Annotated in this window: 18 protein-coding genes; 16 read left to right on the forward strand and 2 right to left on the reverse strand. The window is 42.5% G+C overall.

Annotated features, from left to right (window positions below):
* The first annotated feature begins 2 nt into the window (after positions 1 to 2).
* The 8 genes from MN869_RS14010 to galE are packed head-to-tail and all read left to right on the forward strand — an operon-like array spanning position 3 to position 8,594.
* Positions 3 to 1,232: a hypothetical protein gene (locus MN869_RS14010; RefSeq protein ID WP_243308284.1), complete on the forward strand. Its 1,230-nt coding sequence runs from the start codon at positions 3 to 5 to the stop codon at positions 1,230 to 1,232.
* A complete protein-coding gene (locus MN869_RS14015) occupies positions 1,207 to 2,253 on the forward strand; it encodes a glycosyltransferase family 4 protein (protein ID WP_243308285.1) in 1,047 nt (348 codons plus the stop codon). The genes MN869_RS14010 and MN869_RS14015 overlap by 26 nt, the downstream gene beginning before the upstream one ends.
* Positions 2,253 to 3,080 (forward strand): glycosyltransferase, encoded by an 828-nt coding sequence (locus tag MN869_RS14020; protein WP_243308286.1) that lies wholly within the window; start codon positions 2,253 to 2,255, stop codon positions 3,078 to 3,080. Before MN869_RS14015 ends, MN869_RS14020 begins: the two co-directional genes overlap by 1 nt.
* Positions 3,081 to 3,107: 27 nt before the next feature.
* On the forward strand, positions 3,108 to 3,725 hold the full coding sequence (locus MN869_RS14025; RefSeq protein ID WP_241345223.1) for a sugar transferase: 618 nt from the start codon (positions 3,108 to 3,110) through the stop codon (positions 3,723 to 3,725).
* Positions 3,726 to 3,757: 32 nt separating this feature from the next.
* Entirely contained in the window at positions 3,758 to 4,633 is an 876-nt protein-coding gene (galU, locus tag MN869_RS14030; RefSeq protein WP_243308287.1) for a UTP--glucose-1-phosphate uridylyltransferase GalU, read from the forward strand.
* A 16-nt stretch (positions 4,634 to 4,649) separates the two neighbouring features.
* The gene (locus MN869_RS14035; RefSeq protein WP_171552346.1) at positions 4,650 to 5,909 is read left to right on the forward strand and encodes a nucleotide sugar dehydrogenase; all 1,260 of its coding nucleotides are present in this window, start codon (positions 4,650 to 4,652) and stop codon (positions 5,907 to 5,909) included.
* A 2-nt stretch (positions 5,910 to 5,911) separates the two neighbouring features.
* Positions 5,912 to 7,585: a glucose-6-phosphate isomerase gene (gene pgi / locus MN869_RS14040; protein WP_171552437.1), complete on the forward strand. Its 1,674-nt coding sequence runs from the start codon at positions 5,912 to 5,914 to the stop codon at positions 7,583 to 7,585.
* Positions 7,578 to 8,594, forward strand: a complete 1,017-nt coding sequence (gene galE, locus MN869_RS14045) for a UDP-glucose 4-epimerase GalE (RefSeq protein ID WP_243308288.1) — start codon at positions 7,578 to 7,580, stop codon at positions 8,592 to 8,594. Before pgi ends, galE begins: the two co-directional genes overlap by 8 nt.
* A gap of 52 nt (positions 8,595 to 8,646) precedes the next feature.
* On the opposite strand, the gene MN869_RS14050 is transcribed toward galE, so the two are convergent.
* Positions 8,647 to 10,017 carry a phosphomannomutase CpsG gene (locus MN869_RS14050; protein WP_243308289.1) on the reverse strand — a complete coding sequence of 457 codons (1,371 nt, stop codon included), beginning with the start codon at positions 10,015 to 10,017 and terminating at the stop codon, positions 8,647 to 8,649.
* A 382-nt stretch (positions 10,018 to 10,399) separates the two neighbouring features.
* Here MN869_RS14050 and lldP point away from each other — a divergent pair, with 382 nt between their 5' ends.
* The 4 genes from lldP to dld all read left to right on the forward strand — a co-directional run bounded on the left by lldP (position 10,400) and on the right by dld (position 15,999).
* Positions 10,400 to 12,067: an L-lactate permease gene (lldP, locus tag MN869_RS14055; protein ID WP_243308291.1), complete on the forward strand. Its 1,668-nt coding sequence runs from the start codon at positions 10,400 to 10,402 to the stop codon at positions 12,065 to 12,067.
* A 19-nt stretch (positions 12,068 to 12,086) separates the two neighbouring features.
* Positions 12,087 to 12,839 (forward strand): transcriptional regulator LldR, encoded by a 753-nt coding sequence (gene lldR, locus MN869_RS14060; RefSeq protein ID WP_279324152.1) that lies wholly within the window; start codon positions 12,087 to 12,089, stop codon positions 12,837 to 12,839.
* The gene (gene lldD / locus MN869_RS14065; protein ID WP_243308293.1) at positions 12,836 to 13,987 is read left to right on the forward strand and encodes an FMN-dependent L-lactate dehydrogenase LldD; all 1,152 of its coding nucleotides are present in this window, start codon (positions 12,836 to 12,838) and stop codon (positions 13,985 to 13,987) included. Before lldR ends, lldD begins: the two co-directional genes overlap by 4 nt.
* A gap of 305 nt (positions 13,988 to 14,292) precedes the next feature.
* Positions 14,293 to 15,999, forward strand: coding sequence for a D-lactate dehydrogenase (gene dld, locus MN869_RS14070; RefSeq protein WP_243308295.1), 1,707 nt, complete (start codon positions 14,293 to 14,295; stop codon positions 15,997 to 15,999).
* Positions 16,000 to 16,057: 58 nt separating this feature from the next.
* Here dld and MN869_RS14075 read toward each other — a convergent pair whose 3' ends face one another.
* Entirely contained in the window at positions 16,058 to 17,272 is a 1,215-nt protein-coding gene (locus MN869_RS14075) for an amino acid aminotransferase (protein WP_243308297.1), read from the reverse strand.
* A 453-nt stretch (positions 17,273 to 17,725) separates the two neighbouring features.
* On the opposite strand from MN869_RS14075, the gene MN869_RS14080 reads away from it, so the two are divergent.
* The 4 genes from MN869_RS14080 (at position 17,726) to acnD (ending at position 23,207) form a co-directional block, all read left to right on the forward strand.
* Positions 17,726 to 18,436: a GntR family transcriptional regulator gene (locus MN869_RS14080; RefSeq protein WP_005209855.1), complete on the forward strand. Its 711-nt coding sequence runs from the start codon at positions 17,726 to 17,728 to the stop codon at positions 18,434 to 18,436.
* The gene (gene prpB / locus MN869_RS14085) at positions 18,429 to 19,313 is read left to right on the forward strand and encodes a methylisocitrate lyase (protein WP_004801838.1); all 885 of its coding nucleotides are present in this window, start codon (positions 18,429 to 18,431) and stop codon (positions 19,311 to 19,313) included. Before MN869_RS14080 ends, prpB begins: the two co-directional genes overlap by 8 nt.
* Positions 19,314 to 19,431: 118 nt before the next feature.
* Positions 19,432 to 20,589: a 2-methylcitrate synthase gene (prpC, locus tag MN869_RS14090; RefSeq protein ID WP_004656677.1), complete on the forward strand. Its 1,158-nt coding sequence runs from the start codon at positions 19,432 to 19,434 to the stop codon at positions 20,587 to 20,589.
* Positions 20,589 to 23,207, forward strand: a complete 2,619-nt coding sequence (gene acnD / locus MN869_RS14095; RefSeq protein WP_243308299.1) for a Fe/S-dependent 2-methylisocitrate dehydratase AcnD — start codon at positions 20,589 to 20,591, stop codon at positions 23,205 to 23,207. The genes prpC and acnD overlap by 1 nt, the downstream gene beginning before the upstream one ends.
* Positions 23,208 to 23,417: the final 210 nt, after the last annotated feature.

Consider the following 23,417-nt stretch of genomic DNA (forward strand, 5'->3'; position numbering starts at 1 on the left):
CTTTGAGTGCTTTGCTTCAATTGAATAAAAAATACCTTGTTGGTTTTATGTGGGTGTTTTTTTTGTTTATATATATATTTAATATTGCTATCTTTTTTAAATTTGGTTTCTTGATTTTTTTATTCTCTCTTTTTGGCCTGCTTTTTGTTTTTAATTCATTTGATAAATTTAGAAAAATTGATTTTTATATATTTTTGTTTTTATTTTTTGGTTTTTTTATAAGCACTTTGTCTGCTTTGTTTAATAATAATCTGGATTATAGTTACTATTATGAGGTTTATTTATTTGTTTATTTTCAGCTTTTAGCTTTAATTGGTGTTTTTAGGATAGGTGATGCTCAGTTAGATTTCGTTCGAGTAATTAAACTTAGTGCAATTGCTGTGTTAATTCAACTGATTTTGTCTGCATTGATTAGCTTTTATCCTGCTTTTGAGAAAATATTTTATTCAATTATTTATAACAATTTATCGGATTTATCTAGGCTTGATGACTTGAAACTTGAGCGAATTGTCGGGGTTGGTCGTTCCTTTTTTGCGTCAGGAATTATTAATTGTTTTATATTGGTCTGTTTAAGTCAAATTATAAAATATGAAAAAAAGCATATAATATTTTGGTTGTTTGTTTACTTTATGATAGCAATTATTGGAATGATGAGTGCGAGAACAACTTTAGTCGGATTTGCTATTGGGTGTTTATTGTTGTTTTCTAGTTTTTCTATAAATCAAGTCAAAATATTTTTTTCAGGGTTATTCTTGTTATCTATTGCCGTAATTTTATATTTTGTTTACGGAGAAAAATTTGTTGATTTTCAATTGATTAAATTTGGTTTTGGTCTGTTTTTGGGTGATGGGAATTCGGATGCTAATAACTCATTTAATACACTATTAAATATGTTTTCAATATTTCCTGAAAGTTATAAAACTTGGATTGTTGGGGATAATATGTATAACTTGAAAAATGGTTATTATATGAACACTGATGTTGGTTATTTTAGGGTGATCTTTGCTAATGGTTTGCTAGGTCTTGGTGTTTTTTTGATCTTTAATATATATTTGATATTTAAAATAAAATCTTCCTTTGTTGATCTTAAATTTAAAATAGCACTTTTAGTTTTATTGTTAGCTTTGTTGGCTAAAGGTATTACTGTTTTTATTTCTTTGTTGATGTTGTTGGTATATGCATGTAATTCTATGAAAAGGTGCGAGAGTGAAAAAAATACTGTTTGTTATTAACTCTTTAAAAAACAAGTCTGGGCTAGAGCGAGTAGCCTGCTTAATGGCTAATACTTTTTCTGAGGAATTGGATTATTCTGTTTGCGTAATAAATAGAGATGCAAAAAAGGAAGATGGTGCATATTTTTTAAATGACAATGTTAATGTGCTAGCTATTGGTGGTGGGTATTTAAATTTTTTTATGGGACTAAATAGCTATATTAAAATTAATAAACCAGATACAATTATTGTTCATAATATGGGCAGGCTTTCTCTTTTATGTAGTATGTTAGATATTAAAGGTTCAAGATTAGTTTCACTGGAGCATGTTGCTTTTTCTATTAGACCACAATGGGTAAGATTTTTATCCAAAAAATTATATAAAAATATTGATCAAGTCGTTACTCTTACAAATAATGATGCGCTATCATATAAAGGGTTTCATAATAATATTGTTAAAATTAATAATATTTCTCCTTTTGATGTTGAAGATGTTAATTCAGTATATAACTCTGATTCCAAAAATATTATTGCAATAGGTAGACTTACCTATCAAAAAAATTTTGAAGATCTCTTGAAAGCTTGGGAGTTGGTTTTAAATCAGAAGAAAGAATGGACCTTATCTATTTATGGTAAAGGAGAAGATAAGAATAAATTAGAAAATCTTATTAATGAAAAAAAATTAACGAATGTTTTTTTAAGAGGTGAGATAACTAATGTTGAAGAGATTTATTGTTCAGCGTCATTTTATGTAATGTCCTCACGTTTTGAAGGACTTCCTATGGTATTGATAGAGGCTCAATCTTTAGGTTTGCCAATAGTGTCTTATAATTGCCCTCATGGGCCATCTGAAATTATAGAGAATAATGTTACAGGTTATTTAGTTGAAAATAACAATGTTCAAGAGTTAGCACAGGCAATACTTAGTTTGATGGACTCAAGTACATTACGTGAACAATTCTCTAAGCGAGCAAAGGAACATGCCTTAGTTTATTCTCAGCGTACAGTTATTAAAGAGTGGATAAAGGTAATTGAAAACTAATGATAAATTTTTCTATATTATTATCTTTATATCATAAGGAAAAAGTTGAGTATTTGGAAAAATGCTTTGAAAGTATTTGGGATCAACAGACTTTAAAACCTACTGAAATAGTATTGGTTTTGGATGGTCCTATTGGAGAAGGTCTTACGAAATCTGTAGAACATTGGCAGCAGAAACTCGGTAATATTTTAAAAATAGTTACTTTGGCAGAAAATGTCGGTTTAGGTAAGGCTTTAAATGAAGGCTTAAAGCATTGTACGAATGAATGGGTTTTCCGTATGGATACGGATGATATCTGTACTCCAGATCGTTTTTCTAAGCAGGTTGCTTTTATTCAAGAAAACCCTGATGTGGTTTTATTTGGTGGACAGATTTTAGAGTTTAATCAAGATGTTTCAGACGCTCACGTATTAAAAGCTGTGCCTGAGAATCATAATGAAATTAAGGCTTTTGCACAAAATCGCTGTCCATTTAATCATATGACTGTTGCGTATCGACATGATGTCATTACTGTACTTGGAGCTTACCAACATCATTTATTTATGGAAGATTATAATCTTTGGTTACGTGTCATTGGTGCAGGTTATAAAGTTGCTAATTTACCCGATGTAATTTTATTTGCTCGTGTGGGAAATGGAATGCATGCTCGACGTAAAGGCTTAGAGTATATTAAAAGTGAAAAAAAGTTGTTGGATTTAAAAAAAGAGTTGAAGTTACAAGATCCAATTCATGCTAATATAGTTTTTTTGTTACGGTCAGTGTTTCGACTACTACCATCCACGATGTTGGGGAAAATTTATAATAATTTTCTTAGGAAGAAAGTCTAAATTATTTTGATATATGGGTTTCAAACAATGAAAAGGCTTGTTGATATAGTTGTTGCATCTGTAGCAATTTTATTACTTTCTCCAATATTTATTCTCGTTGCTTATAAGGTCCGGAAGAATTTAGGCGCTCCTATCTTTTTTTATCAGGAACGCCCTGGTAAAGACGGTAAGCTATTTAAAATGATTAAGTTCCGCTCGATGAAAGATGCTACAGATTCCGAGGGAAACGCTTTACCTGATGAGCAGCGGATTACACCATTTGGACAAAAATTGCGCTCTACAAGCTTGGATGAAATGCCACAGCTATTTAATGTGCTAAAAGGTGATATGAGTGTCGTTGGGCCTCGGCCAATGTTAAAAGAATTTGTTGAACTTTATTCACCTGAGCAAGCGCGTCGTTTGGATGTAAAACCTGGGATGACCGGTTTAGCACAAGTGAGTGGGCGTAATGAATTAGATTATGAAGAGCGCTTTAAATGTGACGTTTGGTATGTCGATCATCATAATACCTTCGTTGATTTTAAAATCATGTGGAAAACATTAGGTGTTATGTTGAAACGTGAAGGAATTAATGCGCCTGGTCATGTTGGTCCCTCTTTATTTAAGGGGAATAATTTACAAGAACAAGATAAAATTAACTCTTGAAGATCTATCTAAATCAATGAAGTAGTAATGTAATGATCAAGAAAGCAATTTTACCTGTCGCAGGTTTAGGTACACGATTCTTACCAGCAAGCAAATCTATTCCAAAGGAAATGGTGACTGTTGTTGACCGTCCAGCCATTGAATATGTGGTACGTGAAGCAGTTGACGCTGGGATTGAACAAATTATTTTGGTCACACATTCTTCTAAAGCCTCGATTGAGAATTATTTTGATCGTAATTTCGAGTTAGAAACAACTTTAGAACAAAAAAAGAAATTTGATCTACTCAAAGAAATTACTGATATTTTACCTAAGCATGTTAGCGTTGTGAGCGTGCGTCAGCCGCAGCCTTTAGGTCTTGGGCATGCTGTACTTTGTGCAAAAGATATCGTGGGTAATGAAGCCTTTGCCGTATTATTACCTGACGTTTTAGTCAAGAATCAAGTCTCTGAGAATGATTTGTCTCTGATGATCCAGCGCTTTGAGACATCTCAAGCAGCACAGATTATGGTTGAAGCAGTGCCTGATCATTTGGTTGATCAATATGGTATTGTGGATGTCGCGGTTTCACCGAATGAAGGCGAAAGCGCTGTGATGCAGGGAATCGTTGAAAAACCTGCGGTGGGTACAGCACCTTCGAACTTATCTGTGGTTGGTCGTTATATTTTACCGGCTCAGATTATGGCGCTTTTAGAAAATACCCCACGTGGAGCTGGAAATGAAATTCAGCTCACTGATGCCATCGCAGCATTACAGCAAGCAGAAGCTGTTGAAGCGTATCGCATGAAAGGGCAAACTTTCGACTGTGGTAGCAAGCTTGGATATCTAAAAGCTGTATTACACTATGGTATTGAGCATCCCAAATTGGGCGCAGATTTTAAGGGCTTAATTCAAGAATTAGCCCTGTAGTTTAGGGCATGTGGTTATGAAAGTTGCAATCTTTGGCAATACATTATATGCAGGCGTGATGTCTGCATTATTGTCTGAATCTGGGCACTTTGTGTATTGGTGCTCACATCTCAATGATAATTCCGCTGATCAGCAGTACTCATTTCATGATGAAAATGTTAGTCGCTTACTGGAACAACAGTTAAACAGTGGTTTTCTCAGTTATCGTGATTTGGACGCTATTCCTTTAGATATAGATGCTTATTTATTTAGTTTTAATCAAACACAAGAACAACAAGTTTTTCAACTGCTTCAGTCGTTAAAACAGCGTCCGATTATTCATCCAAAACTGATGATCAATGCTTCAACCTTTGGCTTGCAGGGGACTGAGCACTTTAAGCAAATCCTTTCCGAAGATGACTGGGTTTATTTACCAGATACGATTCAAGAAGGAAATGCTTTACAGAGTTTAACTCAAGCAAAACAAATGATTGTGGGATGTACGCAAGTTGACGTTCAGAGCAAAGTGAAAGAATTGCTAAGGCCTCTTTTTCCTTTGGCACAGCAATATTTGTTTATGCCAATTTTAGATGCTGAATTTACCAAGCTCAGTATTTCAGGCATGTTGGCGACAAGAATTAGCTATATCAATGATTTGGCTGTGGTTGCTGAGAAACTCGGGATTGATATTGCATCAGTACGTCAGGGTATGGCGGCGGATAACCGTATTGGTTCAGCTTACTTAGCCCCTGGTGCTGGTTTCGGCGGTGAAAATTTTTCTCATGATATTCTGACCCTCTCTAATACCGTTGCAAATACAGGCGTTAAAAGCCAATTGCTTGCACAAGTATGGGAAATTAATGAGCAACAAAAAGAAATCCTGTTCCGTAAGTTTTGGAACTATTATCATGGTGATTTAAAGGGTAAGTCCGTTGCAATTTGGGGGGCTTCGTTTAAAGAAAATACCTCAAGTATTCAGCAATCACCTATCCACCAAATGCTTGCGGCACTGTGGGCACAAGGGGTGACGGTTCATCTACATGATCCGCAGGCTTTGGATGAAATTGAACAGATGTATGGGCAGCGTGACGATTTAGTCCTCTGTGATGATCAGTATGATGCGGTGAAAAATGTGCACGGTTTATGTGTGTTAACTGCATGGAAACAATACTGGAGTCCGGACTTTAAACAGTTCGAACAACTGATGGCACATCCTTTGATATTGGATGGTCGCAATATTTATGATCCAGACTATGTGAAATTACAAGGTTTCGCATATATGGGCGTGGGGCGTTAATGATGATCAAGCAAATTCAGCCTTTTGCCGTTAAGGCACCAGCGTCAGTGCTTGAGCATTTATCATCTTTGCAAAAGCAAATTAAAGAGGTTCATCTCAAGACTTTATTTGCAGCAGATCCCTCACGCTTTAAACGGTTCTCAGTTGAACATGATCAAGTTGTTCTCGATTTTAGTAAACATCGTATTGATCAAACTATTTTAAATGGCTTGGTCGACTTAGCTCAGGCACAAGATTTAAAACAATGGATTAAGACATTATTTTCTTCGGAACAAATTAACTATACCGAGCATCGTGCAGCAATGCATTGGGCTCTACGCTTGCCGCAATCGAGTCCAGATTTTCCTCAGGAGAATCAACAGGTACAGCAACAGCTGGAGCGGATGTATGCTTTGGTGGATAAAATCCATGCTGGACAATATCGTGGCGCAACCGGTGAAGTCATTCAGGATGTAGTCAATATAGGTGTCGGAGGCTCTGACTTAGGTCCTTTAATGGTGACACATGCATTGTCCGATTTTAAGGTGACGAGTACAAAGCCTTTAGATGTGCACTTTGTCTCGACTATGGATGGTAGTCAACTGTCTGACCTGCTACATCAGCTGCGCCCAGAAACGACATTATTTATTATTTCCTCGAAGTCATTTGGCACCATTGATACCTTGTCGAATGCACAAACTGTGCGTCAATGGTTAGAAAAGTCGCTTGGACAGAATGAAAAAATTCTGCAGAATCATTTTATTGGGGTCTCGACCAAACCTGAAAAAATGACGGAATGGGGCATTGCCGCTGATAAGCAGTTGTTGCTATGGGACTGGGTTGGTGGTCGTTATTCACTGTGGTCATGTATTGGTCTGCCGATTGCGCTAACGATTGGGGTTGATGGTTTTAAGCAGTTGTTAGCGGGCGCGCACGAGATTGATCAACATTTTCAAACCGCACCATTTCAGCAGAATATTCCGGTATTGATGGGCTTGTTAGGGGCGTGGAATAATAACTTCCTTGAAATCCAAACCCATGCTGTGTTGCCCTATGACGGTCGACTCAAATATTTCGCCGCTTATTTGCAGCAGCTTGAAATGGAGTCCAATGGTAAATCGATCCAGCGTAATGGGGAAAAGGTGAATACAGCGACTTGCCCGATTGTGTGGGGTGAGGTTGGACCCAATGCACAACACGCATTTTATCAGCTGTTACATCAAGGGACACACTCCGTGAGTTGTGACTTTATTGCACCGGTAAAGCGCTATAATGCCAATCAATTTACTTATGCTGAAAGTGCAGAGGCTTTGGTTGAACAGCATCATCTGGCCTTATCGAATTGTTTGGCGCAGTCGCGATTATTGGCCTTTGGTAATCAAGCTTTGGCAGCAGATGAACTTGAAGATTTACCTGCATATAAGCAATATGAAGGCAATCAGCCAAGTTCAACCATTTTACTCAAAGAGCTGAATCCTTATAGTTTAGGGATGTTGATTGCGACGTATGAACACAAAGTTTTTGTGCAGTCAGTATTGTGGAATATTAATCCCTTTGATCAATGGGGGGTTGAAAAAGGTAAAGAGATTGCCAATCAACTGTTACCGATTTTAAACCGTGAGCAAGATGATTTATCTGCTTTTGATACATCGACGCAAGGTTTGTTGAAAATATTGTTAGGAAAAATAGATGGCTAAAATTTTAGTCACAGGTGGTGCGGGTTATATTGGCTCACATACCTGTTTAGAACTACTCAATGCAAGTCATGAAGTTATTGTATTTGATAATCTTTCAAATAGTTCGGAAGAAGCTTTACGTCGTGTACAGACACTCGCCAATAAAAGCTTGGTTTTTGTAAAAGGTGATATTCGTAATCAGGATGCGTTAGATCAGGTCTTTCAGGACTATTCTATTGATGCGGTCATTCATTTTGCAGGTCTCAAAGCTGTCGGTGAAAGCCAACAGGTTCCATTGACTTATTTTGATAATAACATTGCTGGCAGTGCCCAGTTGGTCAAGGCGATGGAACGCGCTGGCGTGTTTAACTTGGTGTTTAGTTCATCTGCAACAGTATATGACGAAGCCAATAGTTCTCCGTTAAATGAAGATATGCCTACAGGTATGCCAAATAACAATTATGGTTATACCAAACTGATTGTCGAACAAATGCTGCAAAAACTGGCACAGGCAGACTCGCGTTGGTCGATTGCTTTACTTCGTTATTTTAACCCTGTCGGTGCGCATAAAAGCGGTCAGATTGGTGAGGATCCACAAGGAATTCCAAATAACTTAATGCCTTATGTCACACAAGTTGCAGTTGGTCGTCGTGAAAAGCTGGCAATTTATGGCAATGATTATGACACCGTCGATGGTACAGGGGTTCGTGATTATATCCATGTGGTGGATTTGGCCAATGCGCATTTATGTGCCTTAAATAATCGCTTATCTGCGCAGGGCTGTCGTGCTTGGAACATTGGGACGGGCAATGGCTCATCTGTATTACAAGTTAAAAATACCTTTGAGCAAATCAATGCTGTGCCTGTTGCATTTGAATTTGCACCACGTCGTGCAGGTGATGTCGCCACTTCATTTGCAGACAATAGCCGTGCGATTACAGAGTTGGGTTGGCAGCCTCAATATACTTTGGAAGATATGTTGGCGGACAGTTGGAACTGGCAGAAGCAAAATCCAAACGGCTTTAATTAAATCAAACACAAATAAAAAAGGAGCAAGATGCTCCTTTTTTATTTGGAATAAATTAGCCCTGAATCAAAGCCGTTAATTCATCGACATAATGCTGCATCGGTTGCGGATTTTGATCGGCACGGCTTTCAATATTTAAACGCAGTAACGGCTCGGTATTTGAAGCACGGACATTTAAGCGCCATGCACCAAAATCAAGGCTGACACCATCGGTACGATCAACTTGTGGATTCTGATCAGCATAATGATCAAAAATCTTTTGTACCGTTGCTTGTGTATCCGCCACTTTAAAATTGATTTCACCGCTACATGGGAATTTGGCAATCATGTTTTCAACTAAAGTTGAAAGTGATTGACCTGTTTCCGAAAGCAGTGCTATGGTCAGTAGCCAAGGAATCATACCGCTATCGCAATAGGCAAAATCACGGAAGTAGTGATGCGCACTCATTTCCCCACCGTACACGGCATTGTGTTCACGCATGACATCCTTAATGAAAGCATGTCCAGATTTAGATTGTACTGCGATGCCTTGGTATTGATCGACGATGTCAAAGGTATTCCAGACCAAACGTGGATCATGCACAATCTTTTCACCAGCCTGTTTGATCAGGAAGGCTTGTGCCAATAAACCAACGATGTAATAACCTTCGATAAATTGCCCTTTTTCATCAAACAGGAAGCAACGGTCAAAGTCGCCATCCCAGGCAATGCCCATATCGGCTTGATGCTGAAGTACGGCATCACAGGTGCTGTCGCGGTTTTCAATCAGGATCGGGTTCGGAATACCATTTGGGAAAGTGCCATCCGCTTCATGGTGAATTTTAATGAACTCAACTGGAATATTCAGTTGCTGGAATTTTTGTTCGATGGCATCAATCACATGACCTGCTGCACCATTGCCCGCATTGACCACCAGTTTAAGCGGTTTGATTTTCTGTGGATCAATATAGGTCAGAAGGTGTTCAATAAACTCAGGCAAAATATTGTAGGGTTGGGTGGTACCTTTTTGTGCGACCTCTACAAATTGCCCTGATTCAGCCAATGCCTGAATCTCTTTTAAGCCCGTTTCTGCACTGATTGGGCGTGCATTTTCACGCACCAATTTCATGCCATTATAATCCATTGGGTTATGGCTGGCTGTGACTTCAATACCGCCTTGTACATCCAAATGAAAAGCTGCGAAATAGACTTCTTCTGTGCCAGTCATGCCCAAATCAAGCACATTGATACCTGCATCATTCAAGCCCCGAATCGTGGCCTGTTTTAAGCCTTCGCTACTTAAACGGATATCACAACCAATCACCACGGTTTTCGGTTGATAGATCTGCCCATAGGCACGACCAATGTTATAAGCAATCTCTTCATTCAGTTCAGTACCGAGTTTGCCGCGAATATCGTAGGCTTTAAAGCAAGTCAGTTGCGTCATATTGTTCAATTCATAGTGATGTGATTTGAGTTGTGAACAGATTATACAGATATCGCTACAAAGTCATATTTATTGTTTTATCTTCAGCGATTGAGGACCTGAGCCACATAAATTGAATGCTGGTTGCAAAATTTTCATCAGACTTTAGTCGAATGTCGAAAGCGTACCTGAACAGAAAAGGATTGATTTATTTTAATTATTATTGGTCATACCAATTATGGTTGCGGTGATAGGGTTGATCCTGAGAATTCATATAATTAAGATGCGTGAAGATTCTAGATGAGCAAGGTTTGTTGATTTATTCAATATTGGTCATACCAATATTGCGAAGATTCGTTAAATATCGAAGTAAAAACAAAATGACGCCCAGCATTTCAAGGAGATGAGAATGCTAAATGTGTGGCAACAACTATATGACCCTTTAAATAATATCTGGCTATCCAGTGCAGTCGCGTTGATCCCAATTATTTTTTTCTTTTTGGCATTGGCGGTCTTTCGTATGAAGGGCAGTGTCGCGGGAACCTGTACCGTGATGATTGCCATGTTGATTGCTTTATTCTTTTATCAAATGCCAGCTGAAATGGCATTTGCTTCCGTGGTTTATGGTTTTTTTTACGGTTTATGGCCGATTTCATGGATTATTATCGGAGCCGTGTTCCTGTATAAAATTTCGGTCAAAACAGGGCAGTTTGATGTGATTCGCTCCAGTATTTTGTCAATTACTGAAGATCAGCGATTACAGATGCTATTGGTGGGTTTTGCCTTTGGAACCTTTTTAGAGGGTGCGGCAGGCTTTGGTGCACCAGTCGCCATTACGGCAGCCCTATTGGTCGGCTTGGGCTTTAAACCGCTATATGCTGCGGGCCTTTGTCTGATTGTGAATACGGCGCCTGTGGCCTTTGGTGCCATGGGTATTCCGATTATTGTGGCTGGACAGGTGTCTGGTGTCGATACTATGGAAATCAGCCAGATGGTCGGTCGCCAATTGCCTTTTTTAACCATCATTGTGCTGTTCTGGATTATGGCGATCATGGACGGTTGGCGTGGCGTGAAAGAAACTTGGCCTGCGGTACTGGTCGGTGGTAGTGCCTTTGCCATTGCACAATATCTGACCTCGAACTTTTTGGGACCCGAACTGCCTGATATTACCGCTGCGATTGCCTCATTGGTTAGTTTGACCTTGTTGTTCCGTGTTTGGAAACCGAAGCATATTTTCCGTTTTGAAATGACTGATGAACAAGCAGCCAGCCATGCGGCCTCATCACAACAGCGTTATAGCATTGCTCAGATTGCCAAAGCATGGTCGCCGTTTATGATTTTGACCATGATGGTGACCATTTGGAGTGTGAAACCATTTAAAGCGCTGTTTGCCAAAGACGGTGCCTTGGCGGACTGGATTTTTAAAATTGAAGTCCCGTATCTGCATAAACTGGTGGAAAAAATGGCGCCGATTGTGCCTGAAACCACCGCTTATGAAGCGGTCTATAAATTTGACTGGTTCTCTGCCACAGGTACGGCTATTTTTATTGCGGCCATCATCACCATCATTTTCCTGAAAATGAAAACGCGTGAGGCGGTCACCACCTTTGGCGAAACATTGAATGAATTAAAAACCCCGATTTATTCGATTGGCATGGTGTTGGCCTTTGCCTTTATTGCCAATTATTCAGGCCTGTCTGCGACTCTGGCTCTAGCGTTATCGCATACAGGTCACGCCTTTACTTTCTTCTCGCCATTCTTGGGCTGGCTCGGTGTCTTCCTGACGGGTTCTGATACCTCATCCAATGCACTGTTCTCGGCTTTGCAAGCCACCACAGCGCAGCAAATCGGTATTCCAGAAGTGTTACTGGTGGCTGCCAATACCAGTGGAGGCGTAACGGGCAAGATGATTTCACCGCAATCGATTGCGATTGCCTGTGCCGCGGTGGGTTTGGTTGGAAAAGAATCGGACTTGTTTCGTTTCACGGTAAAACATAGCATCATATTTACTGTCTTTGTCGGCATCATCGTCACGGTTCAGGCCTATCTGGTGCCGTGGATGATTCCATAACGCTAATCAAGGAAATGTGATGAGAATCTCCGATCAAGTGGTCATGAAATTACAGGCACTCATTGAGCAACGCCAGATGAAACAAGGGGATCGCTTACCTGCCGAGCGTCAACTGGCGACCAGCTTAGGCGTATCTCGTCCGTCCTTACGTGAAGCGATCCAGCAGTTGAACAGTCAGGGCGTGCTCAGTAGCCGCCGTGGCGATGGGACTTATATTCAACAGTTGCCTGAGCAATGGCCGCAACAGCTCATCGTCAATCCGATCAGTCATTTGATTGAAGAAGATCCGTTGTACCGTTTTGATGTACAAGAAGCGCGTTTGTTGCTTGAAGGCGGCACGGCATGGTACGCCGCATTGCGTTCAACACCTGAAGATCGGACCAAAATTCATCATTGTTTTGATGAGATCAGTCGTTATCAAAATGCAGGCGATTCAGCTCGGGCGGCAGTGGCCGATGCAGAATTTCATTTAGCGATTGCGGAGGCCTCACACAATATTGTGCTGATCCAAATGATGCGTAGTCTGTTTGATTTGCTGCAATACAACGTCTTGCTCGGGCGTAACAAAGTTTATAACCATCCTGTCAATGGTGACTTGCTCAGTGAGCAGCATTTTCAGGTGATGGATGCGATTGATCGTCAAGATCCTGAAGCTGCACGCCAAGCGGTGTGTGGGCATATTGAATTTGTGATTAATCATGTACGTGCTCTGGGCGAAGATGAAGCTCGCCAGAAACGTGCAACACGTTTAACGAGAGTGGACTCAAAATGATTATTTCTTCTGGCAATGATTATCGTGCTGCAGCACAGCGTCGTTTACCGCCATTTTTATTTCATTACATTGATGGCGGTGCCTATTCGGAACATACCTTAAAACGCAATGTACAGGACCTTTCTGACATCGCTTTGCGTCAACGGGTGCTGAACGATATGTCTGCACTCAGTTTGGAAACCAAACTGTTTAATGAAACCTTGTCGATGCCTGTGGCATTGGCACCCGTGGGTTTAACCGGTATGTACGCACGTCGCGGTGAAGTACAAGCTGCCATGGCAGCCGATCAAAAAGGGATTCCATTTACCTTATCGACGGTCTCAGTCTGTCCAATTGAAGAAGTGGCACCTGCAATTCAGCGTCCAATGTGGTTCCAGCTGTATGTGTTGCGTGATCGTGGCTTTATGCGCAATGCCTTGGAACGTGCCAAAGCGGCAGGTTGTTCGACACTAGTGTTTACCGTGGATATGCCAGTGCCGGGTGCGCGCTATCGCGATGCGCATTCAGGGATGAGTGGGCCAAATGCAGCCATGCGTCGTTATCTACAATCCATGTTGCATCCACATTGGGCATGGAATGTCGGGATGTGTGGTCGTCCACATGATTTGGGCAATATCTCGAAATACTTAGGTAAACCAACAGGGCTTGAGGATTATATCGGCTGGCTGGGCTCCAACTTTGATCCATCCATTTCTTGGAAAGATCTGGAGTGGATCCGAGAGTTTTGGGATGGCCCGATGGTGATTAAGGGCATTCTGGATCCTGAAGATGCCAAAGATGCAGTCCGTTTTGGTGCGGATGGCATCGTGGTATCCAATCATGGTGGGCGTCAGTTGGATGGTGTGCTGTCTTCTGCGCGTGCTTTGCCTGCGATTGCTGACGCGGTGAAGGGTGATCTGGCGATTCTGGCTGATTCAGGTATTCGTAATGGTCTGGATGTGGTGCGGATGTTGGCCTTGGGTGCGGATACGGTGTTATTGGGCCGTGCCTTTGTTTATGCCTTGGCGGCAGCAGGTGGGCAAGGGGTATCGAATTTGCTGGATTTGATTGATAAGGAAATGCGTGTGGCGATGACCTTAACAGGGGCTAAGTCGATTCAGGAGATTAATGCGGATTGTTTGGTACAGGCAAGTAAATTGGGTGTTTAAACGACAGAACAGGTGCAGCATAAGCGAGATAAAGTGGTTGTCGCTTTTTGTCGAATTGTCAGTCATTTAGTACTAGGCACAGCCGCAAAGTCTGGTGACATGCTTATGTCTGAGGTAGAGACATTTGTCACTTTTGAAGGATCAAAAGTAACCAAAAATCCTCTATTCCGATGACGGTACTTCCCTGCTACCGCATCGGAACAGGCGGCATCCTTGCCGCCAACCGCGATAGCAAAATGAGATGTTCTCAATTAGAAAAAGAGCGACCTAAGCTCTTGATAGTAAATTATGCCAAAGGAGCCATCATGCAAACATTTTCTCCCAAAGCGGTGATTGATCGTTTACAGCAGATTGTTGGGCGGCGACATGTGCTGAGTGATGATCAAAGTACCCGCCAGTATCGTCAAGGTCGTCGTTTTGGTGAGGGCAAAGTGTTTGCAGTGGTGATCCCTGGCACCTTGCTTGAACAATGGCAGGTGTTGCAAGCCGCGATTGAAGCGGACTGTATCGTCATCATGCAAGCGGCTAATACGGGACTGACCGGTGGTTCAACACCGTATGGCGATGATTATGACCGTCCTGTGTTGGTGATGAGTACGCGCAGGTTGAAAGGCATTCAAGTCATTCATGAGGGTCAGCAGGTGATTTGTTTACCAGGGGCGACTTTGGACAATCTGGAACAAGTCCTGAAAGGCTATGATCGTGAGCCACATTCGGTGATTGGGTCTTCCTGTATTGGTGCTTCGGTATTGGGCGGGGTGTGTAATAACTCAGGTGGCGCCTTGGTCCGTCGTGGGCCTGCTTATACCGAACTGGCGCTGTATGCACAGGTCAATACCCAAGGTCAGTTGGAATTGGTCAATCATCTAGGTGTGAACTTAGGTTCGAGTCCTGAAGAAATCCTGACCCGTTTAGAGCAGCAGCGCTATCAAGCCACAGATATTTTAGATGATGTTGAAAAGCAGGCATCCGATCAACGTTATGCGCAAGATGTCACACAAATTGATGCCGATAGTCCTGCTCGTTTTAATGCTGATCCATCACGTTTGTTTGAAGCCTCAGGTTCGGCAGGAAAAGTCTGTGTGTTTGCAGTGCGTCTGGATACTTATGAGAAGGTGGAGAGCAGTGTCTTTTATATTGGTACAAATGATGCCGATGATCTGACTGCGATTCGTCGCTATTTACTGAGCTCACTGCCAAGCCTGCCGATTGCAGGGGAATACATTCATCGTGATGCGTATCATATTGGTGAAAAATACGGTAAGGATACCTTTCTGTTTATTGAGAAATTTGGCACCGCTAATGTGCCGAAAGCTTTTGCATTAAAAGACAAGGTCGATGGCTTTTTAGAAAAATTTAAAATCAAAGGACTCACCGATCATATTTTACAAGCGGTCACTTCGTTGTTACCGAGTCATTTACCCAAACGGATGACCGAATATCGTGATCGCTATGAACATCATCTGATGTTACGCGTTGAAAATAATTGCAAAGTTCAGACTGAGCAATTTTTACAAGACTATTTTGCGGTGCATGCCTCAGGCAATTTCTTTGTCTGTGATGCGGATGAAGGGCGTAAAGCCTTTTTGCATCGTTTTGCCGTGGCAGGTGCCGCAATTCGTTATCGTGATACCCATCGAGATGAGGTAGAAGATATTGTGGCGTTGGACATTGCGTTACGTCGCAATGACCGTGAGTGGGTCGAGCAATTGCCTGCGGAGATGGAACAGCAGATCATACATAGGCTCTATTATGGGCACTTTTTCTGTCATGTGTTTCATCAGGATTACATTCTTAAAAAGGGCAATGATCCTTTAGCGATGGAACATCAAATGTGGCATTTGCTGGATGCGCGCCGTGCGGAATATCCTGCCGAGCATAATGTCGGTCATTTGTATATTGCCAAGCCTGCATTGGCCAATTTCTACCAGAAACTTGATCCGAATAATTGTTTTAATGTCGGGATTGGACACACTTCTAAATTGAAGTATTGGGGCAAGGCCAAGTCCTAAATCCAAAAAAACAGGCAATAAAAAAGGCGCTTCAAGCGCCTTTTTTATGCGTGATAACTTAAGCGGTTGCAGCAGATTTTGCTAAAACTTCAGCCACTGCTTTGGCAACTTTGTACACGTTATTCATGTTTAGACCTGCAACACAGATACGACCACTGCGTACCAAGTAGATTGCATATTCTTCACGGAGAATGTCCACTTGCTCAGCCGTTAAACCGGTGTAGCTAAACATCCCTTTTTGATTCACAAGATAGCTAAAGTCACGCTCAGGCAGTGCTTTAGTCAACTCATCTTTCAAGATGCTACGCATTTTGATAATACGCTCACGCATCTCTTTGACTTCGCCTTGCCATTGTTGATTGAGATCAGCGTCATTTAACACTTGATCAACCAACCAAGCACCTGTTGTAGGTGGGCTAGAGTAGATACGACGTACTGTTGCTTTCAACTGACCGAATGTGCATTTTGCTGCTTCAGCATCGTCACATACGAAAGTCAAACCGCCAACACGCTCACCGTAAAGTGAGAAGATTTTAGAGAACGAGTTGCTGACAATAAAGTTTAGACCTGCTTGGTCTAATGCACGAATGGCATAGGCATCTTGTTCCATGTCATCGCCAAAACCTTGGTAGGCGATGTCGAGGAATGGGATCAGGTTACGTTCTTTTAATACCACAATCACTTGATCCCATTGTGCTGGATTCAAGTCTGCGCCTGTTGGGTTATGGCAGCATGGGTGCAATAACACAATGCTTTGTTCTGGCAATGTTTTTAACGTAGACAACATCCCATCAAAATCAACGCCACGTGTTACAGCATCGAAGTATGGGTAGAAGTTACTCTTGATGCCTGCGCCATTGAAGATGGCAACGTGGTTATCCCAAGTTGGCTGGCTCACCCAAACTTCTGAATTTGGGAAATAAGTTTTTAAGAAGTCTGCACCGACTTTTAATGCGCCAGAACCGCCCAATGTTTGAATTGTAGCAACACGACCTTGTTGAATTGCAGGGCTGTTTGCACCAAACAATAAAGCTTGAATCGCATCACGGTAAGGTTTGAAACCTTCCATTGGTAAATAAAGCTTGGTTTGCGTGTTTTTAGGTGCAATACGTTTTTGCGCTTCGATAATGGTATCAAGCTGAGGAACGATACTGTCTTCGTTATAGTACAAACCAATACTGAGGTTTACCTTTTCAGCACGTGGATCAGCATTGAACTGTTCCATCAATGAAAGGATTGGATCGCCTGCATAAGGTGGGATATGTTGAAACATTAACAATGTCCTTTTCTTCAACAAAGTGCATAGATGTCTGGGGAGGTTGACGCTTCAGAAGCGGAACCTTCGATGCCCAATAATGTATCAATAAAGACTGCATGAAGCACGCTGTTATTTACATTTTGGCGCAGTATTTACTTACAAAATTTGTCGTTACAAGCTGATTATAAAGATTGTCTACAATCAAGCTGTCATACCATGGTCGTAGCATGAACAGTCTAAGCCTGCTCAGTCGATCAAAGCTCAGGGTTGAGTGATGAGTGATAATATTATTAAGCTATTGTTTTATCTATTTTTATATAAGATTTTTGACAGTGTGTTGATCAGCCACTGAGTGATCACAATCACGTCGGATTGAAAGCACCAGTCTAATTTATTGTCGACAATCCTATTGCATTTTTTCTTTTATCTGGTTATAAAATCATAAAAATTGTAGAGATTGTCGACAATATGCAAGATACCCTTGTTCCTCAAGCCCTCAGCACCAGTCAGGGAATGACCCTGACGGAACACGTATTTAAGCAAATTCAGTCGGCGATTGTATTGGGACATATTCCTGCGGGCAGCAAGATTTCAGAACCTGAACTGGCACGGATGTATGGCATCAGTCGAGGGCCTTTACGTGAAGCGATTCACCGTCTGGAAGGGCAGAAACTGGTAGAGCGAACTGCGCATGTCGGTGCCCGTGTGGTGTCACTGTCGCTACAGCAGTTTCAAGAGCTGTATCAAATTCGTGCCTCTTTAGAAGGCTTGGCCTGCAAACTGGCTGCCCAGCATATTGATAAAAAACAGATTCTGGCCTTGCGTGATGTATTGCGTATGCATGCCGAGGATGAAAACTTTAAAGCAGGTAAGGGTTACTATTTGCAAGAAGGCCAAGACGATTTCCATTACTGCATTATCAAAAGCAGTGGCAATAAAACCTTAGAAAAAATGTTATGCGATGAGCTGTATCACCTCATCCGTATGTATCGAATCCAGTTTTCAAATACCCCAGATCGCCCAAGTAAAGCTTGGGATGAACATATCCGTATATTAGATGCGATTGCTGAAGGTGACGGTGAACTCGCCGAAATGCTAATGCACCGTCATATCAATGCATCTTACAAAATTGTTGAGCAAACATTGCTACAAAATCAAGGAGAACAACAACATGGCTAAACAGTCTGCTGGTCAGCTATTCCGCGACGCGGTCGCAAATGAAAAACCATTACAAGTGGTCGGTGCGATCAATGCCAACCATGCGTTATTGGCAAAACGTGCAGGCTACAAAGCGATCTACTTGTCTGGTGGTGGTGTGGCTGCTGGTTCTTTGGGCTTACCTGATTTAGGTATCAGTAACCTTGATGATGTATTGACTGATGTACGCCGTATTACTGATGTCTGTGATCTGCCGTTATTGGTCGATGTGGATACAGGTTTTGGTGCTTCCGCGTTTAATATCGCACGTACCACCAAGTCGATGATCAAGTTCGGTGCTGCTGCAATGCATATCGAAGACCAAGTCGGTGCTAAACGTTGTGGTCACCGTCCGAATAAAGCCATCGTAACCCAACAAGAAATGGTCGATCGTATTAAAGCCGCGGTCGATGCACGTACCGATGACAGCTTTGTGATCATGGCACGTACCGATGCGCTCGCGGTTGAAGGTTTACAAGCTGCGATTGACCGTGCAGGGGCGTATATCGAAGCAGGTGCAGACATGCTGTTCCCAGAAGCGATCACTGAATTGGCCATGTATAAGCAATTTGCAGATCTGACCAAAGTACCCGTTTTAGCCAATATCACTGAGTTTGGTTCAACCCCATTATTTACTACGGAAGAATTGGCTTCTGCCGATGTCAGCATTGCGCTCTATCCACTGTCTGCATTCCGTGCCATGAACAAGGCCGCAGAAAATGTTTATGAGACTTTGCGTAAAGAAGGCACGCAAAAGAATGTGGTCGACACCATGCAAACCCGCCAAGAATTGTATGAACGTATTAACTACCACGCGTTTGAACAATATCTTGATGCATCGTTTGAAAAAGCAAAATAAGAAATCCCCCTAAATCCCCCTTTGAAAAAGGGGGACTTCCCTCCCTTTGGAAAGGGAGGGCTAGGGAGGGATTTTAGAACTCATAATTCACATAGAAAGAACAGAAAAGGACAATCTTATGAGCAGTAATGAAACGCCAACAGGCTTCAAACCAAAAAAATCAGTTGCACTCAGCGGACAAGTTGCAGGCAACACCGCACTCTGTACCGTAGGCCGCAGCGGCAACGACTTACACTACCGTGGTTATGACATTCTTGACCTTGCCGTCGGCAGCCAGTTTGAAGAAGTGGCACACCTTCTTGTACACGGCAAACTCCCAAACAAAGCCGAACTCAAAGCCTATAAAGCAAAATTAAAAGCACTCCGTGGTTTACCCGCAGCATTGAAAACCGCACTAGAGCAACTGCCACCATCTGCACACCCAATGGATGTGATGCGTACGGGTGTATCTGTATTGGGTTGCTTAACCCCAGAACACGAAGACCACAACGAAGCCGGCGCAAAAGACATCGCTGATAAATTAATGGCAAGCCTAGGCTCAATGTTGTTGTACTGGTATCACTTCAGCAACAACGGTCGTCGTATCGAAGTTGAAACCAATGATGACTCGATTGCTGCACATTTCTTGCATCTCCTTCATGGCGAAGCGCCATCGGAAGAATGGATTCAAGCCATGCACACCTCTTTGATTCTATATGCAGAGCATGAGTTTAACGCATCTACATTTACCTCTCGTGTAGTCGCAGGGACAGGTTCAGACATGTACTCGGCAATCACAGGCGGTATCGGTGCGCTGCGTGGACCTAAACACGGTGGTGCGAACGAAGTGGCGTTTGTGATTCAGCAACGTTATGACAATGCAGACGAAGCAGAAGCTGACATTCGTAGCCGTGTTGAGAAAAAAGAAGTGGTGATCGGTTTTGGTCACCCAGTTTATACCGTTTCTGATCCACGTAATGAAGTGATCAAGCAAGTGGCGCGTGAACTTGCTGAAGCACAAGAAAATACCAAGATGTATGTGATCGCTGAACGTTTAGAAGCGGTGATGAAAGAAGTGAAGAACATGTTCCCGAATCTCGACTGGTTCAGTGCGGTGAGCTATCACTTGATGGGCGTTCCAACGGCAATGTTTACCCCATTATTTGTGATTGCACGTACTGCGGGTTGGTCTGCACACGTGATTGAGCAACGTCAAGACGGTAAAATCATTCGTCCAAGCGCGAACTATACAGGCCCTGAAAATCTTGAATTCAAACCATTGGCGGAGCGTGGTTAATGAACACAAAATATCGTAAACCGCTGGCAGGTACCCAGCTCGAATATTATGACGTGCGTCAAGCCGTTGAAGATATTCAGCCAGGCGCATACGAAAAGCTGCCATACACCTCGAAAGTGCTCGCTGAACAGCTGGTGCGTAAAGCGGATGCCGAGAATTTAACAGCCTATTTAACCCAGTTGATCGAACGTCGTCAGGATCTTGATTTTCCATGGTATCCAGCGCGTGTGGTCTGTCACGACATTTTAGGCCAAACCGCATTGGTTGATCTTGCAGGTCTGCGTGATGCGATTGCGGATAAAGGCGGTGATCCTTCCAAAGTCAATCCTGTGGTACCAACTCAGTTGATCGTGGATCACTCTTTGGCAGTGGAGTTCGGTGGCTTTGACCCTGACGCGTTTGAGAAAAACCGTGCAATTGAAGATCGTCGTAACGAAGACCGTTTCCACTTTATTGAGTGGACTAAAACTGCTTTTAAAAATGTTGATGTGATCCCTGCGGGTAACGGCATCATGCATCAGATCAACTTGGAGAAAATGTCTCCAGTGATTCAAAACCGTGATGGCTTGGCATTCCCAGATACTTGTGTCGGTACAGATTCACATACCCCACATACTGATGCGCTTGGGGTGATTTCAGTCGGTGTCGGTGGTTTAGAAGCTGAGAACGTCATGCTTGGGCGCGCATCTTGGATGCGTCTGCCAGACATTATCGGGGTTGAGTTTGTCGGTCAGCGTCAAGCTGGCATTACTGCAACCGATATCGTGTTGGCATTGACTGAGTTCTTACGTAAAGAACGTGTTGTCGGTGCATATCTAGAGTTCTTCGGTGAAGGTGCTGACAGCATGTCAGTAGGCGATCGTGCCACCATCTCAAATATGACCCCAGAATATGGCGCAACTGCGGCAATGTTCTATATCGACCAGAACACCATCGACTATTTACGCTTGACGGGCCGTGAAGATGCGCAAGTGGCTTTGGTTGAGCAGTATGCCAAAGAAATCGGTCTTTGGGCATCAGATATGACCCAAGCTGAGTACCCACGTGTACTTCGTTTTGATCTTTCAACAGTGACTCGTAACATTGCAGGGCCATCAAACCCGCATGCACGTGTCTCTACGGCTGATTTGAAAGCAAAAGGCATTGCAGGGAATTTGGATCTTGCCAAGGCACAAGAAGCAGAAGGTTTAATTCCTGATGGTGCCGTGATTATTGCTGCAATTACCTCATGTACCAATACCTCTAACCCACGTAACACGGTTGCCGCAGGTCTATTGGCACGTAAAGCCAATGAACTCGGCTTGGTACGTAAACCTTGGGTGAAATCATCATTTGCACCGGGTTCTAAGGCAGCTGCGCTGTATTTAGAAGAAGCAGGCGTGTTGGGTGATCTTGAGAAACTTGGTTTTGGTATCGTCGCCTATGCATGTACTACGTGTAATGGGATGTCAGGCGCACTTGATCCGGTGATTCAACAAGAAATCATTGAGCGTGACTTATATGCGACTGCGGTACTTTCGGGTAACCGTAACTTCGATGGCCGTATCCATCCATACGCAAAACAAGCGTTCTTGGCATCTCCGCCGTTGGTTGTAGCCTATGCGATTGCAGGAACCATTCGTTTTGACATCGAAACAGATTCGCTTGGAAATGACAAAGACGGTAATCCAATTTACCTGAAAGATATCTGGCCTTCGGATGATGAAATTGATGCGCTCGTCAAAGAAGCAGTGAAGCCTGAGCAGTTCCGTAAAATCTACATTCCGATGTTTGATTTGGGTGTCAATGAAGAAGCTGCAAGCCCATTGTATGATTGGCGTCCAATGAGTACCTATATTCGCCGTCCACCATATTGGGAAGGGGCGTTGGCTGCACCACGTACTTTAGCCAATATGCGTCCGCTTGCGATCTTGGGTGACAACATCACCACCGATCACTTGTCTCCATCAAATGCGATTGTGTTAGACAGTGCTTCTGGTGAATATTTGGCGAAAATGGGTGTGCCTGAGGAAGACTTTAACTCCTATGCAACGCACCGTGGTGATCACTTAACCACACAACGTGCAACCTTTGCGAATCCGAAACTGTTTAATGAAATGGTGGTTCGTTCAGACGGCACCATTAAGCAAGGTTCAAAAGCACGTGTTGAGCCAGAAGGCGAAGTGATGCGGATGTGGGAAGCGATTGAAACCTACATGAACCGTAAGCAACCGTTGATCATTGTGGCGGGTGCGGATTATGGTCAGGGTTCAAGTCGTGACTGGGCAGCCAAAGGTGTTCGTCTTGCAGGTGTTGAAGCGATTGTTGCCGAAGGTTTTGAGCGTATTCACCGTACTAACTTAGTGGGTATGGGTGTTTTACCGCTTGAGTTTAAGCCGGGTGTGAACCGTAAGACCTTAAAACTAGATGGTACTGAGCTGTATAGCGTAATTGGTAATATTGCACCGCGTTCAACTTTAACTTTAGTGATTGAGCGTGCCACAGCGGATGGTAAGGAAGAGATTGTTGAAGTGCCTGTGACTTGCCGCCTAGATACAGAAGAAGAAGTGTCTGTGTATGAAGCGGGTGGGGTATTACAGCGTTTTGCTCAAGACTTTTTAGAAGGTCAAGTGGCTTGATGCCTTAGCTAAAAGCGATCAATAGTGTGATTAAAAGACTCTACTTCGTGTAGGGTCTTTTATTTTTATATATAAAAGAAATCTGGCTTAATCTTTTTTTAATTTTGAAGATGAATGACGTTAAGTATTTAGCTGTATTTGGCTTTATCTATTTTGATAAAATGTTGTTGCTAAAGTGATCAATTAGTATCTATCATAAGGTATGTATCA

It is taken from the genome of Acinetobacter sp. NIPH1876 (genome assembly GCF_022808535.1).
GTDB lineage: Bacteria > Pseudomonadota > Gammaproteobacteria > Pseudomonadales > Moraxellaceae > Acinetobacter > Acinetobacter higginsii.

What these genes read in the sequence shown, in the direction of transcription:
- MN869_RS14080 (WP_005209855.1), top strand. Translation starts at nt 17,726, where the DNA reads ATGCAAGATACCCTTGTTCCTCAAGCCCTCAGCACCAGTCAGGGAATG.
- prpC (WP_004656677.1), top strand. Translation starts at nt 19,432, where the DNA reads ATGAGCAGTAATGAAACGCCAACAGGCTTCAAACCAAAAAAATCAGTT.
- MN869_RS14050 (WP_243308289.1), bottom strand. Translation starts at nt 10,017, where the DNA reads ATGACGCAACTGACTTGCTTTAAAGCCTACGATATTCGCGGCAAACTC.
- prpB (WP_004801838.1), top strand. Translation starts at nt 18,429, where the DNA reads ATGGCTAAACAGTCTGCTGGTCAGCTATTCCGCGACGCGGTCGCAAAT.
- MN869_RS14025 (WP_241345223.1), top strand. Translation starts at nt 3,108, where the DNA reads ATGAAAAGGCTTGTTGATATAGTTGTTGCATCTGTAGCAATTTTATTA.
- lldP (WP_243308291.1), top strand. Translation starts at nt 10,400, where the DNA reads ATGAGAATGCTAAATGTGTGGCAACAACTATATGACCCTTTAAATAAT.
- galU (WP_243308287.1), top strand. Translation starts at nt 3,758, where the DNA reads ATGATCAAGAAAGCAATTTTACCTGTCGCAGGTTTAGGTACACGATTC.
- lldD (WP_243308293.1), top strand. Translation starts at nt 12,836, where the DNA reads ATGATTATTTCTTCTGGCAATGATTATCGTGCTGCAGCACAGCGTCGT.
- dld (WP_243308295.1), top strand. Translation starts at nt 14,293, where the DNA reads ATGCAAACATTTTCTCCCAAAGCGGTGATTGATCGTTTACAGCAGATT.
- acnD (WP_243308299.1), top strand. Translation starts at nt 20,589, where the DNA reads ATGAACACAAAATATCGTAAACCGCTGGCAGGTACCCAGCTCGAATAT.
- MN869_RS14020 (WP_243308286.1), top strand. Translation starts at nt 2,253, where the DNA reads ATGATAAATTTTTCTATATTATTATCTTTATATCATAAGGAAAAAGTT.
- pgi (WP_171552437.1), top strand. Translation starts at nt 5,912, where the DNA reads ATGATCAAGCAAATTCAGCCTTTTGCCGTTAAGGCACCAGCGTCAGTG.
- MN869_RS14075 (WP_243308297.1), bottom strand. Translation starts at nt 17,272, where the DNA reads ATGTTTCAACATATCCCACCTTATGCAGGCGATCCAATCCTTTCATTG.
- galE (WP_243308288.1), top strand. Translation starts at nt 7,578, where the DNA reads ATGGCTAAAATTTTAGTCACAGGTGGTGCGGGTTATATTGGCTCACAT.
- lldR (WP_279324152.1), top strand. Translation starts at nt 12,087, where the DNA reads ATGAGAATCTCCGATCAAGTGGTCATGAAATTACAGGCACTCATTGAG.
- MN869_RS14035 (WP_171552346.1), top strand. Translation starts at nt 4,650, where the DNA reads ATGAAAGTTGCAATCTTTGGCAATACATTATATGCAGGCGTGATGTCT.